The following is a 15,974-nucleotide window of genomic DNA, read 5'->3' as shown; positions in this document are numbered from 1 at the left end:
AGGCCTTATTTTTACTGTGTTTTTATTTTGTCAGACATTTTTCACTGGCATTAGTATATTCTCGATTATGTAATTTATGGAACTGAGATTAAAACGATAATATATTCAGAAATATTTAACTTATAAAGTGAGAAACTATATTGTATAAAAACTGCAGGGGGAATTTAAATGAATAAGATTAAGGACCGCATTTTCTTAAGTATTCTAGCCGGTGGAATTGGAACGATATTTATGATGATTGTTGATCTAATAACTTCGCAGTCTGGATTATCTCAACGGTCATATCGCACAACGGCTGCTGGTGTATGGGTTTCTTCTCGAAGACAAGCGGACTCCTGGGAGGGTCAACTCTTAGGGTCAATCATGGCTTTAGGGCTAAGCATGATAGGTGCTTTTGGCTTAGTAAGTCTATTAACTAAATATGGCAAAGACAAGATAGTTCTCAAGGGAACGTTTTTCGGCATCTCATTTGGGGCAATTATCCAAGCATTGCTTAGCGGGTTAGTAAAAAACAAAGTATCGCCCAAAGATGCCCTGAGTAATTTGTGGTATGTAGCATCTAATGCAGTTTTTGGCATCACTACGGCTTTAGCAGCCTCAACCTTAGGTCACGATTCACTTTTCGATGCCGAACCTCGGAATAATTGGTTAAAACCTACTGAAAAAACTTCAGAAGAAATTGTGGCTAATAATCCAATGGCCGCTAGATAACAAAGGCATGAATTGAATTCCATACACCCATTTCAAACAAGCCTGCAGGTATACTGCAGGTCTGTTTGCGTTATAATAACTTCGCTAATGGCAAAAAAATCTATTTAGTTAAAAATGAGGTGCGGTGAATGTCCGAACAGAATAAATGGTGGTTATGGCGGGTATTGAGCACAATAGTCTTTTTGCTCTTGGGTGTGCTTGCATCTGCAACTGTAGCACAAGCCCAAGACAATTGTCGCCAATGCCATGGGGACGTAAGTTCGAGGATTGAGAGTTCGGTGCACAGCTTTTTAAGTTGTACAAGTTGCCATACAGGCATAACAGGGTATCCACATCCTGAAGGAGCCTCACTTGATAAAAAAGAGAGCGTTGCAACCTGTACAAGTTGTCATAAGGGTCTGGTAACGGATAGTTATGCCAGAAGCTTCCATGGCAAAGCTGTTCACCTTGGCAGTCAAAAGTCGGCAAGCTGCGCGGATTGCCACGGTGCCCACGACATTTTTGGACAAGATAACCCTCATTCTAAAGTCGCCAAGGGAAACATTCCAGAAACTTGCGCCAGCTGTCACGGTGAGGCATCACCCGGCTTTTCAGAGGGTGAAGAGCATTTCGAGTTGAAGCCTGCCGGAGCAGGAGCGCCTATGTACTATACAGGCAAGTTTTTCATCTGGCTGACCCTTATAATCATAACTGCACTGGTTATCCATATAGAGTTGCAACTGTACCATAACCTGCGTACAATTCGCAGGGAACGGAAAAGGAGGTGACAATCAGTGGAAAAAAAGCATGTTTTTCAACGTTTTGATCTCCACCTTCGTATTCAGCATATCGGGATGTTTACCAGCTTTATTGTTTTAACAATTACGGGATTGCCCATTAAGTTTGAGCAAAACCTTGTATCCCAATGGATCGTCTCGATATTCGGCGGTTTTGATAACTTGTTTGCTGTTCATCTGTTTGCGGGAGCAGTTATGCTGGTGGATTTTGTTTATCACTTGCTTTATTTAGTGATCTATCCCATGGTGACGAAGAAACTATCCCTGGCAATATTGCCAAAGGGCAAGGACGTTCTCGATGTGATTCACGACGTACAGTATTTATTAGGCCTAAGAAAAGATCCGCCTAAATTTGATCGTTACACATATAAAGAAAAGTTCGACTACTGGGCAGTATTTTGGGGTATGGCCATCATGGGAGGGTCAGGCTTAATGATGTGGTTTCCGCAGATTTTTACCCGCTATATGCCGCGGTGGGTCATTGATTCCACAAGATATGCCCACACGGATGAAGCAATCTTGGCTATCAGTGCTATTTTCATTTGGCACTTTTTCAACTCCCACTTCAGCCCCAGGTTTTTCCCAATGAATCATGTATGGTACAGAGGGACAATAACCAGAGAAGAAATGGAAGAAGATCATCCATTGGAGTTGGAAAGACTTGATAAGGAAAGCGAAGCATCCAGTTAGGACATAATAGAAGGAGGGCTGATATGTCACAATATTACAAGTACAGAAAAAGCCTGCCACTGACCATATTTCAGATGGTAATCTATCCGATTGCGCTTGTGTTAATTCTTATCTGGGGATTTCATTACATTTAAATGGAAAATGCTTGATAGTATAACTAACAGGGGAATTCAATTAAAAGGAAAGAAATTAATTTGGGTAAGATCATTAATAAAGCAGCCGTTTTAGGCTGCTTTATTAATAATAGTTGGTTAATTGCTAGGAAATCATTTTATCTATTGGAGGTATGTGATTATGAGTAATCTTATGAACAAGTGGAATCAATTGAGCCTTGTAAAACAAATAATTATAGGTTTGTTTATCGGTATTATCTTGGCGGTAACGATCCCAGAAGCAGCAAAACCGATTACAATTTTTGGTGCTTTATTTGTAGGTGCTTTGAAAGCAATTGCCCCAATGATGGTCTTCTTCTTGGTCATGTCAGCTATCTCACAACATAAGAGCGGTCATCAGACCAATATGAAGCCCATTATCTTCCTCTATCTATTAGGGACATTTGTGTCTGCACTGGTAGCGGTTGTTGTAAGCTTTATGTTTCCGGTAACCTTAACATTTGCTGCGGGCGCAGAGAATGTCACTCCTCCCGGCGGTGTAGTAGAGGTCCTCAAAGCATTACTGATGAATGTTGTTGATAACCCAATAAAAGCACTTTTCAATGCCAACTATATCGGTATATTGTCTTGGGCATTGATTCTTGGCTTTGCTTTAAAAGATGCGCCAGATTCTACTAAAACCATCATTTCAAATTTTTCCGAAGCCTTAACTAAAATAGTAAGGTGGGTTATAAAATTTGCACCGTTAGGTATCATGGGTCTCGTATTTGATTCAATTGCTACAAGTGGAATCAAAGTCTTACTTGGCTATGGACAATTACTTGCAGTTCTGATTGGATGTATGGTTTTTATAGCTCTTGTTGTCAATCCAATTATTGTTTACTTAAATATTCGTAAAAACCCATACCCACTTGTGTTCAAGTGCTTAAGGGAAAGTGGTATTACGGCATTCTTTACACGGAGCTCAGCGGCAAACATTCCTGTAAATATGAGCTTGTGCGAAAATTTAGGCTTGGATAAGGATACATATTCGGTATCCATTCCATTAGGCGCTACTATTAATATGGCTGGTGCAGCTGTTACTATTTCTGTTATGACCCTTGCAGCGGTTAACACACTTGGTATTGAAGTGGATATGGCTACGGCCTTAATTCTTAGTGTGCTGGCAGCTGTAAGCGCTTGCGGTGCTTCAGGGGTAGCTGGTGGTTCGCTATTGCTGATCCCGCTAGCAGCAAGCTTATTCGGAATTCCAAATGACATGGCTATGCAGATAGTTGGGGTAGGGTTTATCGTAGGGGTTTTACAAGACTCTTTCGAAACGGCACTTAACTCCTCCACGGACGTACTTTTCACAGCAACAGCTGAATTTGCTAAGTTACGTAAAGAAGGAAAAGAAATCGTTATTAAAAGATAGAAGTTCTCATGAAAAAGCCGACCGCATTCTTACGGTCGGAGGTGAGATGAACCCCTATTAAAAGTTTTAGGTTTCTTAATGATTTTACTTTCACTTATATTTAATGGACCATATTTCTCCCATTCGTCAGGTGTCATTTTCCGAGTGATGCAATCGCCTACCAAAGAAGGAGACTCTTCTTTTTCACTCAGCATTTGAGCGGTTAGTAAAGTACCAAGTTTGCTTGTTTTTACATACATTGCGCATAAAACCCCTTTCGACTTTTTTCTACAGTTTACAAGAGAAAGGATAGCATGAGCATATGTCGTTAGTCATATTTGAATAGGACTTTAAGCACGAAATTCTTATTACCCTAAGGAGAAAGTAATCTGCGTGTGTATTCCAATCTCTTAAAAATAAAAGATAACCCCATCTTTCAGAGGTTAATGAATAATAATTGATGCTAATATAATTTTTGCCTACATGAAATGGATTTTTGAAGATATAATTAGGAAACAGGTAGAAGACTATGCAAGACGGATTAATTAGCAACACTTGGAAAGTAAAGATAAAGTTGTGAAGCAGAATAAGGAACTCCCACTTATAGTGGGAGTCTTGTTTGAATTAGTGAAATAAGGGGTAGTATCTGGAATGAAGAAAGAGAGTAAGAGCCATGAAGAAGATAATTATATTTTTATTATCTGCAACACTGCTGTTAGCTATGGCCACTCCAACAGCTACTGAAGTTTATACCTTAACGGGTATTAGCAAGCTAAAAAGCGGTACAGTCAACGCCGTGATCCTTGGGGACTCAATTGCAGTCAGTCAAGGGGCTTCAGATCCTGCAACAACTGGATGGAATTCTGAGCTTAAAACGTCTTTAGCCAACAAATACTCAAATGACATAGTCTGGAACAACAAGGCTTCTTCAGGACATCTCATAGATTATAGCTTAACGAGAGCAACAGAGATAGTAAATACTACAGACGCTGTATTTATTTGCACAGGAAGAATAGATAGAAATTTTGACACGCCAGATCAGTTCAGTGAAAAATATACACAGTTAATCAATGATATTAAAACCAGAGCGCCTGATGCAGATATATTTTGCATCGTTGAACCTCCAATGGTTTCTGCAGACGAATCATTATTTCTAGGTATCAGAACAACAATTATTAATGTATCTGCTAAGACTGGATCGAACTTATTAGATGTATGGAGTGCATTTCCACAAGATCAAGTTACCTTAACAGACTATTTAATAGATGGACTTCATCCAAATGACAAGGGGTATAAGCTAATGTCAAGCTACATCTTTAATCAATTAGTTACAGGGATAAACACAGTCAGGTGAATTAACCCGTAATAGGACATTGCAGGCGCTTGCCACATTTTCGTACGGAATGTGGCTTAATTGAGGATGCGGGAATATAAGGCACTGATCAAATGAGAGGAGGAGCAGGAAGATATCACGTTATGTAAGAAGCCTAGGTTATTAACCTAGGCAAAACTATGAAGGGAGAACTACAGGGATTACTGTTATTAACACTAAAGAAAAGATTATTAATAATGCGACTATAAATCCTAAAAAACCTAAAAATGCTAATAGCTCTAAAAGCATTTACTTCACCCCCCTATTTGGATTCCCCATAAGAAGGAGAAGGCTTTTGATGTATACTATTCAGCATGTCCTTTGAATGTTCATGGATCAGATGAAGCGAGATAATTTAGAGTCTGGAGACCAGTACGAAGAAAGCCCAGGCAATAAATGCCCAGGCCCAAACCTTTAAGAATTCGCGGGTGCAGGTACAGTGATTTTTCCAATGAATCCGAGCAATCGAGTAATAATTCTCCACAATGCTACTATGACACGTAAAAGACCTAAAAGCATTCACTTCACCACCTTATTTAGATTCCCATAAGAAGGAGAAGTCCTTTTATATACTATTCGGCATGTCCGTAAAGGTTCTTGGGTTTATAAATAGAAAGGGCCTAGGTTATTATACCTAGGCTAAAATTCACAGCTAATCGTTAATAGTATCTGCATGGTTTTGGTGGTGGAGCTGGTGGTCTTCTGAGTCCTTGCAGTTCCAAGATGATTATTAATAATAGAACAATAATGATTATTAATGCTGTCAGCATACATTTCACTCCTTCTGTATTCGTTCGGATGAGTCTCTATACATGCTATTCAGCATGTCCTTTGAATGTTCTTGGAGGGGGTGAACCCCTGAGAGGGCTTCTTGAATTTATAATTTTCAGGCAATTTTCGACATGTTTTTGGACAAGGGTATGTAATAATCTAATCATATAAAGAAGGGAGTTGAAAATTGTGGCTCGTGTTACCACGTTTATATACGCGCAAGAACACTTGAATGAAATGAATCCTAATGGACCGAGAGTTCATCTGATTAATCCATTGAATGTTTTAACCCCTCCATTGATTCCTTGTCAATTTTCGTTTGTGATTGGAGTTGGTATTATTGATCTCGATACTAGCGTAGAGCATTGTATTAAGTATAAGTTTATTGGGCCTAAGCCAGACTCACTGGTGATCGTTGATTCCGGGGACAATATTATCATTCCACCTCAACGTAATATCAATAACTTGCCTCAAGAATTACTGGGCGTTTTTTTTGACATGAATTTAAGGAACACTATCTTGGGTACCAATGGAGAATATAGATCTGAAGTATACCTTGATGGTATTCTTTTGGGCGAGTTTCCAATTAACGTTTGGGGGTTAAAAGATGTCAGCGAAGATTAATACTGCGTATGTTACCTTGGACAAATGTAACTAAGTTCCCTTGAATCTTCTCCTGTCCTTGAGGAAATAATTATAAGATTAGATTTTCATATATGAGACTTCAATTAGTCAGAAAGAAGGCCTAGGTATTTATACCTAGGCTAAACTGTTACAGGTTTATTAAGTTGGGTGATTTTGGTGGTTTAGGTGGGACGGGTGGGCTAGGCGGTCTTTGGAGTATTGCTAACAGTTCCCATATGATGATTAACAATAAGATAATAATTGTGATTAATGCAGTTAGAATCATATACCTCACTCCTCTGTTTTAGATTCTCTAAGATTGAGATGGTTCCTTATGTATTCTATTCAGCATGTCTGTTGGATGTTATTGGAAGAGTAAAGAAGGGATGACCACGGGATTAAAAACATGGGAGATCGTTGACATTTCAATTGAATGTTCTTGGTTATTTAGACACAAAAAACAAACGCAAAGCCCCTGATCGTGATCAGGGGCTTTGCATGGTAAGTTTAAGTAACAATAGTATCTCTGAGGAGGTTGTAAAATATGACAGTTGCTAAGCGTCCGAACTTATCAAGTAATTATATAACGCTTCCAAGGAATTCTGTGGGGATCTACCTTTGCAAGAAATTTGACGATATCTTTTCGCCCATAGTAAGCAGGTTTTCCTTCCGCGTTTTCGCCCATTAAGATGATTGGCATACCGGGAAAAATATGACGATAAGCATCTCTTGCTGCTTGAGTTTCAACGCTGCTCTTGATTATATGAGGTTTAACTACCACAATAGCAAACGTAATATCCTGTTCCTTAACAATGGCACCATCGATTTGATAACTCATAATATCACCCCCTTAATAAAAAAAGATTTGGTATTTTATGTCCAACTAACAAAATTCGACATAAAAAGAAAAACCCCTGTTAATTAAAAATATTTAAAGAGTTGCAAATCGAGTAGCCCATGATTGCTTAACTCATGCCTAACTCTTCAAATCGCAGATTCTATCATACATTTCCATCTGGTTTACATATCGTTTAGTGTTGCAGGTCTAGCATGTCCAAGTTCATTATGGATAAATCATAGATAGGCGCTATTCTTGTAATTTTGCTTTATGTATTATAAAGCGGAGGGGACTTCATATTTAATAGGAAAGTTCTAGCTTCGAGTTTGGCAATATGCCTGTCAAGTATTCTTGTCACAGGAGGTTCAAATTCCCTACAGGAGGAATTCCCAATGTAAAAGGCCTAGGCATTAAACCTAGGCCCAGTTCCTTAACCCGCTACAGGAACAGGTACAGCGATTCGTCCGACGAGCCATAACCATGGAGAAATTAACAACAATAATGCAACTATAAACGCCAAAAATCCTAAGAATCCTAAGAGTCCAATTAAAAACATTCTACCTCACCTCCCCATAATAGGATCCAATAAGATGAGAAGGTTCTTGATATATTCTATTCAGCATGTCCGATGAATGTTCGTTGATTATATGATAAAAACAGTAACTTTTATGTGTCGATAGAATCGGGTTAGGATAACATCGTAGCCTCGTATCTTTACGATGTGTAAGAATGCAAAGGTGTGATCGATTTCATTTCTTCGATTGAGGAATGACGTGACAAGAACGGACGATAAATTGTTGCATAGCATACACGGGAAAGATGCGTTGAGAGCTGGATTTAATATAGTGTAAAAAATTATCCCTTTTATACTGCAAGGATTTGTTATAGAATGGGAGTAGAAGGTTTAATTAATCAGCACAAAAATTATTTTTAAGATAACAAGGAGAAGAAAATGGGAAAAACAATAGCTGAGAAAATATTTGATGCACACAGGGTAAATATGCCGTTTCCTGATACCCATGTATTAAAATTGGATAGGGTTTTCTGTCACGAGATTACCACACCGATTGCTATCACAGATCTTATGGCAAGGGGAATGGACAGAGTCTTCGATCCCACAAAGATAAAAGCTGTCATAGACCATGTAACGCCTGCGAAAGATTCTAAAACTGCTGAACAGGGAAAGATACTGCGTGATTGGGCTAAAAGGCATGATATCAAAGACTTTTTTGACATTGGAAGAAATGGTGTTTGTCACGCAATATTCCCGGAAAAAGGATTTGTAAGACCGGGTTATACAGTTATTATGGGGGATTCGCACACCTGTACTCATGGAGCGTTTGGAGCTTTTGCTGCAGGGGTCGGAACGACTGACCTTGAAGTCGGTATATTTAAGGGTGTATGTGCCTTCCATTTTCCGAAAACCATTAAATTTGTGCTTAATGGCACCTTAAAACCGGGTGTTTATGCCAAAGACTTGATACTTTTTATTATTAAAGAACTGACGGTTAACGGTGCAACGAACATGGTCATAGAATTTACCGGACCGGTTATCGATGCCATGTCAATGGAATCACGTATGACATTATGTAATATGGCAATTGAAGCCGGAGGCACTTGTGGAATATGCTATCCGGATATGACAACCGTGGAATACCTATGGGAATTCATTAAAGACGAATTTAGCACAAGGGAAGATGCTTTGAGAGAATACTCAAAATGGATTTCCGATGCGGATGCGTCCTATGAAAAAGTGTATGAATATGATGTTACTAATTTAGAACCAATGGTAACTTTCGGGTTCAAACCAGACCAGGTAAAAACAGTCAATGAAATGGCAGATACAAAAATTGATCAGGTTTATATAGGAAGTTGTACCAATGGTCGTATAGAAGATCTGAGGATTGCTGCAAGTATCCTTAAGGATAAAAAAATAAGTGACGACGTACGCGCTATTGTAAGTCCTGCAACTCCAGCTATCTATTCTATGGCCTTAAAAGAAGGACTAATTGAGATTTTCCAGAACGCTGGTTTCTGCGTTACAAACCCAACCTGCGGAGCTTGTCTTGGCATGAGTAATGGGGTTCTTGCTAATGGTGAAGCCTGTGCTTCTACAACAAACCGAAATTTTAATGGCAGAATGGGAAAAGGCGGTACAGTTCATCTGATGAGTCCTTCTACTGCTGCAGCTTCAGCTATTGTAGGAAAAATAACAAACTCACAATTTTATAAAGCGTAAGTATCGGAGGGAAAAATGAAAGAATTTAGCGGAAAAGTCTTATTCTTGGATAGAAGTGATATCAATACCGATGAAATCATTCCGGCAAAGTATCTTACTGAAATCACTAAAGAGGCATTGAAACCGTATTTATTAGAGGATTTGTCTCTCGCCGGATTTAACACTAAAGAAGATATTAAAGACAAAGCTGTGCTTGTAACAAGAGCGAATTTTGGTTGCGGTTCTTCCAGAGAGCATGCTCCATGGGCGTTTGAAGTAAATGGAATCAATGTAGTGATTGCTGAAAGTTTCGCAAGAATATTCAGACAGAATATGTATAATTGTGGTATGTTTGCCATTGAGTTACCTAAAGATAAGATCGAATATCTTTTTGAGAACTTCGCGGGGAAAGAGACTTCAATAACAATTGACATTGATAAAGAGAAGATCATTGTAACTTCATCGGATCAATCAGAAGAAATTGATTTTAAAGTCGGCGAGTTTGACAAGACACTTGTTAAAGAAGGCGGCTGGGTTGGTTACGCTGATAAAAACTATTGATTAATTAAGGCTAATTATTTATTGTGCTGTATTGCTTTAAACCTGCTTAACCATTTGGTTTTGCAGGTTTTTTATTGTACAGGAAAGTATAAGATTTTTGTTTTGTGGATAACTGATTTGAGCGCGTGCGACAGCACGCTTTTTTTATTAGAAAGGCGAAAAAATTACAAAGAATTGGGTAAAGAAATTGAGCTGTCCTTTTAATGATTTAGAGGTTGACTGGAACAGAATCAAGTCGTGATTGTTCAGGCGGCAGTGGAGACAACATTAAAAAACGCTGAAATCAGTTCATTTCTGAATGATTTCAGCGTTTCTGGGAAATGGGTATCATTGTAATGGATGTCTTCTTGGTCGAAAGAAGTTGAGGTATTCCGAACTTGGTGTTCCTAGGATCTCATTTGTATTGACAAGAACAATTGGGGAGAGGGCCGAACCGGCAAAGATTGAACCTGCAAGAGCATCCGGAAAGTTCAGATTTACGAGGAACTACTACAAACCTGCGAATAAAATGCGAATGCGGAGGAGCATTTAATAGTGGTTACTCTAGATTTATTTTAAATGAAAGCCTTGGAAATGAAGATTTTATTTAATTATAATTTGAAACCGTAACAATAAAAGTATAGATGAATAAAAATGCGATGATTATGCTCACAGAAATAATCGCTCTTTTGCCATCTTCTTGGTCTTCTTTTGCAGCACTATAGTCGTATGATGTCCTTAAATAAATGATATCAGCAGTTTCTCTTACGGCGGCCTTGAAGTTCCCATTTAATTTCTTGTTTCGGTTATCAATTACATAAGATCTTCCTCTCATAAGCTTCTCTCCTTTTTTAGATGAATATGTAAGGGCACCTTCTCTTAATGATAAAGTTCGCGAATAATTCTGAATTTCCTTCTTTTGTACAATATTAATAGTTTTTAGACTATTTAATAATAGATTTGTGATTTTAAAAATAGCAATGGTGTGAATTCAAATGCAGACGATATTGTTAACATAGCCCGCAATCGATTATTAAAAGCAGATTATACAAGTATAATAGATTTTTCATTGTATATTGGATCATTTTCCGCTATCTTGGAGGAGATTGAAAAGATATGTAGAAAGTACCAGAAAACATACTGAATAACACATTTTTCAGCACATCAAGGATGATAAAAACCTTAGGTAATGAAGATATTTTGTTCTTTGACGAAACGACTAGCGCGCTTGATAATCAGACCCAAGCGATTGTTAGTGAAGCATCTGGGAATGAGAGAAGCAATATGGTCGTTGAAAAAGTAGTTAAGAACGGTGCCTTTCGTAAACGAAAAGGATTAGTAATTGGAAAACGTTGCCCAGAGAGAGTGCATATGGAAATATTTCATTCGGACATGTAATGAAATCAGGACCCAAACGTATTAACCCATATGTAAAGTAAAAACGATGAAAAACGTGTCAAAGACACGTCTTCAAATAGAAACTTTGGAGGAAACAAATCATGAGTGAACAAAGCACCCCAAACCTACCCAGCTGGCAAGAGTTCCATAATGAACTGATTGTCAAAGCCCTAAAGGACGAGAGCTTCCGTCAGGAACTGCTCGCCAACCCAAAAGCGGTAGTGGAACAAGAAATGGGCAAGCTGAAAGAAGGTTCCAAGTTGCCTGCAGGCCTGGAGGTCAAGGTAATTCAGCAGCCAGCCAATGCGCTATACCTCGTCCTGCCTACAATGCCTGAGGAGCTTTCAGACGAGGCACTAGACAATGTGGCGGGGGGCAGAACCACGACTGGGTTTTTAGTTCCGATACCGTTTACGCTTTACGGAAAATAGCACAAAACCATAATGCATTTGTCCCGGAGGGGAAGCGTTTCTTCTCCGGGATTCCTTTTGTCTGTATATGCCGAGCAGCTTATTTCCCCAACAAGAACGTCTGCCGCTGGAATGCTTGGCATCAGAAACGCTATTTTCAAGGTCGTACTGGCGGTTACCGGGCCCTTGAACAGGCCCACTTCGCCACGGCCGTGGTGGCTTAGCTATAAGACTAACAGAAGGGTGAATTCAGCCATGCCTAAGATCGTAATTGGTTTAAAGGAAGGGATTAGTATTGAAGAAACCCCGGGAGGCGGGGTGGAACTCGATACCGGTTACATAACTCAGCCGCTGTCAAAGGCAACTCCCGGCACGGTCAAAGCCCTGCTGATACTGGCCGCCGGTGGGGCAACCCAGGAGGAACTGGAGGATATGGCCCAGGCTGAAGAGTGGTTTTTGTCCAATCTACCTCAGTACATAAAACAGTTGTCCCGCTTGGGGTTCCTCACCTGGTCGGTGATCAATGACGGGCAAAGTCTGGCTAGGTTGGTAGTGATCGGTCAGGGGTTTAATTTTCGTCTTTCGGAAATTGGCTCTGACCAGCGATTTGTGCTCTCTCGCTTTGCTTACAGTCGTTGCCTGAACCACAAAACTGTCCTTGAGACCCCTATTCAGCCTGTGCGGCTGGAACTTTGATGGCTGGCTCGGTATGGCCCTTTGGGGCCTGTTGTCCCGCCCGGTCACTTATCAGGAACTTTGTGCTGCCATTCCCGGAACGGATTCCGCAAACGTCAAGCTGTTGTTGCAGTTGTTTGGCGCAGCAGGGGTGAGCCAACCGGCGGACGAGGCAGGGGGGGGAATCCCGGAGGACCGAGACGAGGTCTTACGGCAATGGGAATTTCATGACCTCTTGTTTCATTCCCGGGTCCGGGATGGCCGACAGGATCAACCTCTGGGAGGGACGTTCCGTTTCTGGCCGGAGATGGCACCCCTGCCCGTTTGCAAGCCCCCGATGCGGGGAGAAATAATCGAATTGGCCAAGCCTGATCTGGAACATCTCAGAGAAGAAGATTATCCCTTCACCCTGGTGCTGGAAGAACGCCATTCCATTCGGGACTACGCCCCGGAAGCGATTACCCTCCAGCAAATCGGTGAGTTTTTATACCGCACTGCTCGGGTCAAAAGTATCCGGCCCGCTGACCCCCAAAGGGGAATAATGTATGAATCCAGTGCCCGACCCTATCCGGGCGGTGGCGCCTGCCACGAACTAGAGATATATTTAACGGTAGGAAAATGCGGCGGACTGGATTTCCGGCTTATACCACTATGACCCCTTGGTACACACCCTGACAAAACTCTGTAATGCCAACCGCTACACCGGATTAATCCTTAAGCAAGCAGAAAATAGTGCCGCTAAACACTGCCAAGCGCAGGTGGTGATCAACCTGACTGCCCGCTTCTCGCGCTTGTCCTGGAAATATAACTCCATCGCCTACGCTTTGATGTTAAAAGACGTGGGTGCGCTGTACCAGACCATGTACCTGGTGGCTACGGCCATGGACCTGGCCCCCTGCGCCTTGGGTGCCGGTCATGCTGACTGGCTGTGCCAAGCGGCGGGGCTTAATTACCTGGAAGAATCGCCGGTGGGAGAATTCCTGCTGGGGAGTAAACGTATTTAAGGGCATGTGGTTTTTGTAAGAATAGCCATAAACAAACCTAGTTTGCTAGCTGAAATATAAAGGAGTGGCAGGACGTGTTCTGGACAAGACCGAGATTTAAGCATCATTTTCGGGTGGACGTGGTGGCTGAGGAAAAGGCCGTATTTCTGTCATCTGACCAACAGCATTTCGTGCTCAAAGGCAAGACCTATGTGGCCCTGGCCCCTCTGTTAAACGGGATAAATAGCCTCGATGACATCGTGGCAGCACTTGAAGGAGAAGTGTCCCCACCCTCAGTGTGGTACGCCCTGGCGGAACTGGAGAAGAAGGGATACATCACAGAAGAGTCTGATTCTCTCAACCCTGATCAGGCGTCCTTTTGGAGTGCCCTGGGAGTCGATCCAGCCTTGGCCGGGCCGAAATTGGCTAAGGCCAAGGTCGAGGTCAGCGTGCTGGGTGAGTTGTCTCCGATCCCCTTTACAAATCTCCTAGAATCGATGGGGTTGACTGTGGCTGCCGAGGGCAACCTACGGGTGGTACTGACCGACGATTACCTGACCGAGGAACTGGCCGAGATCAACCGGGAAGCCCAAACGAAGGGCATTCCCTGGTTAATTGTCAAGTTCACAGGTTTAGAAGCTATGGTGGGTCCCGTCTTTGTACCCGGCCAAACCGTCTGCTGGGAGTGCCTGAGTGCCCGGTTGAAAGGGAATCTCAAGGTGGTGGAGCAGGCGGTGGACAAGATGGAGGGCCGGCAAACCGTCATCCCTGGGGTTAGAGGAGGCCTGGCCGCCGGGGAACAAGCGGCCCTTAGCTTGGCTGCTTTGGAAATCGCTAAATGGATTGTGAAAAATGAAACTTCCGCCCTGGCAAGCAACTTAATGACCCTAAATCTTAGTAAATCTGAAATTCAGTTTCATGCTGTCCAGCGCCTACCCCAGTGCCCGTCTTGCGGGAATGCTGACATGACTGAGGCCCGTCCTTTGGTACTGGAAAGCCGTGTCAAAACCTTCGTGACGGACGGCGGACACCGTAGCCTCAAGCCACTGGAAACTTATCAACAATTTGCCCACCTGATTGACCCCTTGACCGGTTTAGTGAACCAGGTCGTACGCATGGGGCCGGAAGAGAGCCAGGTCCATCTCTACTTTGCTGGGGAAAACAGGGCCCTGTACCATGGGCGCTATAACCTTAAAAAGTTAAAAGCCAGCCTGCGCTCCAGCAGTGCCGGCAAGGGCATGAGCGACGCCCAGGCCAAAGCCAGTGCCTTGTGCGAGGCATTAGAACGCATTTCGGGGGTGTTCAGGGGGGATGAGCCTGTGCGAAAGAAGTTCAGTTACCGTCAACTTGGTGATGAAGCTGTTCTCCTTGATGCCTGCCAACACTTTAGCCAACGCCAGTACGAGCAGCGCGAGGAGATTAACCGTCAAGAAATTAACTTTTATTATGTACCCGAACCCTTTGATGAAGAAGCTGTAATCGACTGGACCCCAGTCTGGTCCCTTACCCAGAAGCGCTTCCGCTACCTGCCCACTGAGTATTGCTATTATAGTTATCCCGAGGCCCGGTTTGCCTTGGGCGACTCCAATGGCAATGCCTCGGGCAACACCTTAGAAGAAGCAGTGCTGCAGGGCTTTTTCGAATTGGTGGAACGCGACTGCGTGGCCCTCTGGTGGTATAACCGCCTGCCAAGACCCGGGGTGGACCTTGAGAGCTTCAGTGAACCTTATTATGGGGAGCTCAGAGAGGAGTACAGCCGGATAGGACGGGAGCTGTGGGCCATCGATCTGACCTCTGATCTGGGCATTCCCACCTTTGCCGCCGTCAGTTGCCGGTCCGATGGGACGGGGAGCCAAGTAATGTTCGGTTTTGGCACGCATCTGGATCCGAAAATTGCTTTGTCCCGAGCGGTAACGGAAATGAACCAGTCACTTTCTACCTTGGATGTAGTAAATCGTGGTCAGGCACCCTTGGAAGACGAGACTACCCTAAAATGGCTGAAAGAGGCCACCCTGGACAACCAGCCGTATCTGGCTCCGGATCCTACTGTACCCGCTCAACAAGTTACTGACTACCTTCCGCCTTTCCACCAGGATATGCTGGAGGACCTTGAATACTGTCGGAGAATCATTGAGGAAATGGATATGGAGATGCTGGTGCTGGATCAGACTCGCCCGGATATTGGCATGCCGGTAGTCAAAGTGATTGTGCCGGGGCTCAGGCATTTCTGGGCGCGGTTTGCCCCGGGCCGCCTCTACGAGGTGCCGGTTAAGTTGGGCTGGCTGAAGAAGGCGAACACGGAAGACGAGCTGAATCCGATCCCAATGTTTTGGTAAGGTTGTTTAACGTATGTTGTAATGAAATCAGGACTTAAACGAATTTAATATGTAAAGTATTTACGAAAAAAATGAAATAATGATGGAATGCGTGATTGGCAAACACGTTTTCAAATAACATTTTTT

Annotated in this window: 18 protein-coding genes; 14 read left to right on the top strand and 4 right to left on the bottom strand. The window is 42.5% G+C overall.

What is annotated here, in order from left to right; translation table 11 throughout:
• The first annotated feature begins 168 nt into the window (after nt 1-168).
• The 4 genes from BUB11_RS09750 (at nt 169) to sstT (ending at nt 3,704) form a co-directional block, all read left to right on the top strand.
• Nucleotides 169-711, top strand: a complete 543-nt coding sequence (locus tag BUB11_RS09750) for a hypothetical protein (protein ID WP_073029569.1) — start codon at nt 169-171, stop codon at nt 709-711.
• Nucleotides 712-839: 128 nt separating this feature from the next.
• Complete coding sequence (locus BUB11_RS09745) at nt 840-1,478, top strand: molecular chaperone DnaJ (protein ID WP_073029568.1); 639 nt, start codon at nt 840-842, stop codon at nt 1,476-1,478.
• A gap of 6 nt (nt 1,479-1,484) precedes the next feature.
• Nucleotides 1,485-2,177, top strand: a complete 693-nt coding sequence (locus BUB11_RS09740) for a formate dehydrogenase subunit gamma (RefSeq protein WP_073029567.1) — start codon at nt 1,485-1,487, stop codon at nt 2,175-2,177.
• A gap of 294 nt (nt 2,178-2,471) precedes the next feature.
• The gene (sstT, locus tag BUB11_RS09735; RefSeq protein ID WP_073029566.1) at nt 2,472-3,704 is read left to right on the top strand and encodes a serine/threonine transporter SstT; all 1,233 of its coding nucleotides are present in this window, start codon (nt 2,472-2,474) and stop codon (nt 3,702-3,704) included.
• A gap of 29 nt (nt 3,705-3,733) precedes the next feature.
• Here the strand turns inward: sstT and BUB11_RS09730 are convergent, their stop codons facing one another.
• Complete coding sequence (locus tag BUB11_RS09730) at nt 3,734-3,943, bottom strand: hypothetical protein (RefSeq protein ID WP_073029565.1); 210 nt, start codon at nt 3,941-3,943, stop codon at nt 3,734-3,736.
• A gap of 413 nt (nt 3,944-4,356) precedes the next feature.
• Here BUB11_RS09730 and BUB11_RS09725 point away from each other — a divergent pair, with 413 nt between their 5' ends.
• Together BUB11_RS09725 and BUB11_RS09720 are read left to right on the top strand one after the other, a co-directional pair.
• Nucleotides 4,357-5,037 (top strand): SGNH/GDSL hydrolase family protein, encoded by a 681-nt coding sequence (locus tag BUB11_RS09725; protein ID WP_073029564.1) that lies wholly within the window; start codon nt 4,357-4,359, stop codon nt 5,035-5,037.
• A 978-nt stretch (nt 5,038-6,015) separates the two neighbouring features.
• Nucleotides 6,016-6,450: a hypothetical protein gene (locus BUB11_RS09720; protein WP_073029563.1), complete on the top strand. Its 435-nt coding sequence runs from the start codon at nt 6,016-6,018 to the stop codon at nt 6,448-6,450.
• Between the two features lie 571 nt (nt 6,451-7,021).
• Here the strand turns inward: BUB11_RS09720 and BUB11_RS09715 are convergent.
• Both BUB11_RS09715 and BUB11_RS28780 read right to left on the bottom strand, forming a co-directional pair.
• Entirely contained in the window at nt 7,022-7,288 is a 267-nt protein-coding gene (locus BUB11_RS09715) for a hypothetical protein (RefSeq protein WP_073029562.1), read from the bottom strand.
• Nucleotides 7,289-7,718: 430 nt separating this feature from the next.
• Nucleotides 7,719-7,844: a hypothetical protein gene (locus BUB11_RS28780; RefSeq protein WP_282433995.1), complete on the bottom strand. Its 126-nt coding sequence runs from the start codon at nt 7,842-7,844 to the stop codon at nt 7,719-7,721.
• A 396-nt stretch (nt 7,845-8,240) separates the two neighbouring features.
• On the opposite strand from BUB11_RS28780, the gene BUB11_RS09710 reads away from it, so the two are divergent.
• Complete coding sequence (locus tag BUB11_RS09710) at nt 8,241-9,527, top strand: 3-isopropylmalate dehydratase large subunit (RefSeq protein WP_073029561.1); 1,287 nt, start codon at nt 8,241-8,243, stop codon at nt 9,525-9,527.
• A 15-nt stretch (nt 9,528-9,542) separates the two neighbouring features.
• Complete coding sequence (locus BUB11_RS09705; protein WP_073029560.1) at nt 9,543-10,067, top strand: 3-isopropylmalate dehydratase small subunit; 525 nt, start codon at nt 9,543-9,545, stop codon at nt 10,065-10,067.
• Nucleotides 10,068-10,653: 586 nt separating this feature from the next.
• Here BUB11_RS09705 and BUB11_RS09700 read toward each other — a convergent pair.
• On the bottom strand, nt 10,654-10,881 hold the full coding sequence (locus tag BUB11_RS09700) for a hypothetical protein (RefSeq protein ID WP_073029559.1): 228 nt from the start codon (nt 10,879-10,881) through the stop codon (nt 10,654-10,656).
• A 335-nt stretch (nt 10,882-11,216) separates the two neighbouring features.
• On the opposite strand from BUB11_RS09700, the gene BUB11_RS09695 reads away from it, so the two are divergent.
• The 6 genes from BUB11_RS09695 to BUB11_RS09670 all read left to right on the top strand — a co-directional run bounded on the left by BUB11_RS09695 (nt 11,217) and on the right by BUB11_RS09670 (nt 15,848).
• Nucleotides 11,217-11,444, top strand: coding sequence for a hypothetical protein (locus BUB11_RS09695; protein ID WP_073029558.1), 228 nt, complete (start codon nt 11,217-11,219; stop codon nt 11,442-11,444).
• Between the two features lie 101 nt (nt 11,445-11,545).
• Nucleotides 11,546-11,875 carry an NHLP leader peptide family RiPP precursor gene (locus BUB11_RS09690; RefSeq protein ID WP_073029557.1) on the top strand — a complete coding sequence of 110 codons (330 nt, stop codon included), beginning with the start codon at nt 11,546-11,548 and terminating at the stop codon, nt 11,873-11,875.
• A 57-nt stretch (nt 11,876-11,932) separates the two neighbouring features.
• Nucleotides 11,933-12,550 (top strand): hypothetical protein, encoded by a 618-nt coding sequence (locus tag BUB11_RS09685; protein ID WP_143187594.1) that lies wholly within the window; start codon nt 11,933-11,935, stop codon nt 12,548-12,550.
• A 13-nt stretch (nt 12,551-12,563) separates the two neighbouring features.
• Entirely contained in the window at nt 12,564-13,184 is a 621-nt protein-coding gene (locus BUB11_RS09680; RefSeq protein WP_073029555.1) for a nitroreductase family protein, read from the top strand.
• A gap of 4 nt (nt 13,185-13,188) precedes the next feature.
• A complete protein-coding gene (locus tag BUB11_RS09675; protein ID WP_073029554.1) occupies nt 13,189-13,533 on the top strand; it encodes a SagB family peptide dehydrogenase in 345 nt (114 codons plus the stop codon).
• 74 nt (nt 13,534-13,607) lie between these two features.
• On the top strand, nt 13,608-15,848 hold the full coding sequence (locus BUB11_RS09670) for a TOMM precursor leader peptide-binding protein (RefSeq protein ID WP_073029553.1): 2,241 nt from the start codon (nt 13,608-13,610) through the stop codon (nt 15,846-15,848).
• The last annotated feature ends 126 nt before the right edge of the window (nt 15,849-15,974 follow it).

The sequence above is a fragment of the Desulfosporosinus lacus DSM 15449 genome (genome assembly GCF_900129935.1).
In the GTDB taxonomy this organism is placed as follows: domain Bacteria; phylum Bacillota; class Desulfitobacteriia; order Desulfitobacteriales; family Desulfitobacteriaceae; genus Desulfosporosinus; species Desulfosporosinus lacus.
This window is presented reverse-complemented; position numbering and strand designations above follow the sequence as displayed.

What these genes read in the sequence shown, in the direction of transcription:
- BUB11_RS09750 (WP_073029569.1), top strand. Translation starts at nt 169, where the DNA reads ATGAATAAGATTAAGGACCGCATTTTCTTAAGTATTCTAGCCGGTGGA.
- BUB11_RS09745 (WP_073029568.1), top strand. Translation starts at nt 840, where the DNA reads ATGTCCGAACAGAATAAATGGTGGTTATGGCGGGTATTGAGCACAATA.
- sstT (WP_073029566.1), top strand. Translation starts at nt 2,472, where the DNA reads ATGAGTAATCTTATGAACAAGTGGAATCAATTGAGCCTTGTAAAACAA.
- BUB11_RS09730 (WP_073029565.1), bottom strand. Translation starts at nt 3,943, where the DNA reads ATGTATGTAAAAACAAGCAAACTTGGTACTTTACTAACCGCTCAAATG.
- BUB11_RS09725 (WP_073029564.1), top strand. Translation starts at nt 4,357, where the DNA reads ATGAAGAAGATAATTATATTTTTATTATCTGCAACACTGCTGTTAGCT.
- BUB11_RS09715 (WP_073029562.1), bottom strand. Translation starts at nt 7,288, where the DNA reads ATGAGTTATCAAATCGATGGTGCCATTGTTAAGGAACAGGATATTACG.
- BUB11_RS28780 (WP_282433995.1), bottom strand. Translation starts at nt 7,844, where the DNA reads ATGTTTTTAATTGGACTCTTAGGATTCTTAGGATTTTTGGCGTTTATA.
- BUB11_RS09710 (WP_073029561.1), top strand. Translation starts at nt 8,241, where the DNA reads ATGGGAAAAACAATAGCTGAGAAAATATTTGATGCACACAGGGTAAAT.
- BUB11_RS09705 (WP_073029560.1), top strand. Translation starts at nt 9,543, where the DNA reads ATGAAAGAATTTAGCGGAAAAGTCTTATTCTTGGATAGAAGTGATATC.
- BUB11_RS09700 (WP_073029559.1), bottom strand. Translation starts at nt 10,881, where the DNA reads ATGAGAGGAAGATCTTATGTAATTGATAACCGAAACAAGAAATTAAAT.
- BUB11_RS09695 (WP_073029558.1), top strand. Translation starts at nt 11,217, where the DNA reads ATGATAAAAACCTTAGGTAATGAAGATATTTTGTTCTTTGACGAAACG.
- BUB11_RS09690 (WP_073029557.1), top strand. Translation starts at nt 11,546, where the DNA reads ATGAGTGAACAAAGCACCCCAAACCTACCCAGCTGGCAAGAGTTCCAT.
- BUB11_RS09680 (WP_073029555.1), top strand. Translation starts at nt 12,564, where the DNA reads ATGGCCCTTTGGGGCCTGTTGTCCCGCCCGGTCACTTATCAGGAACTT.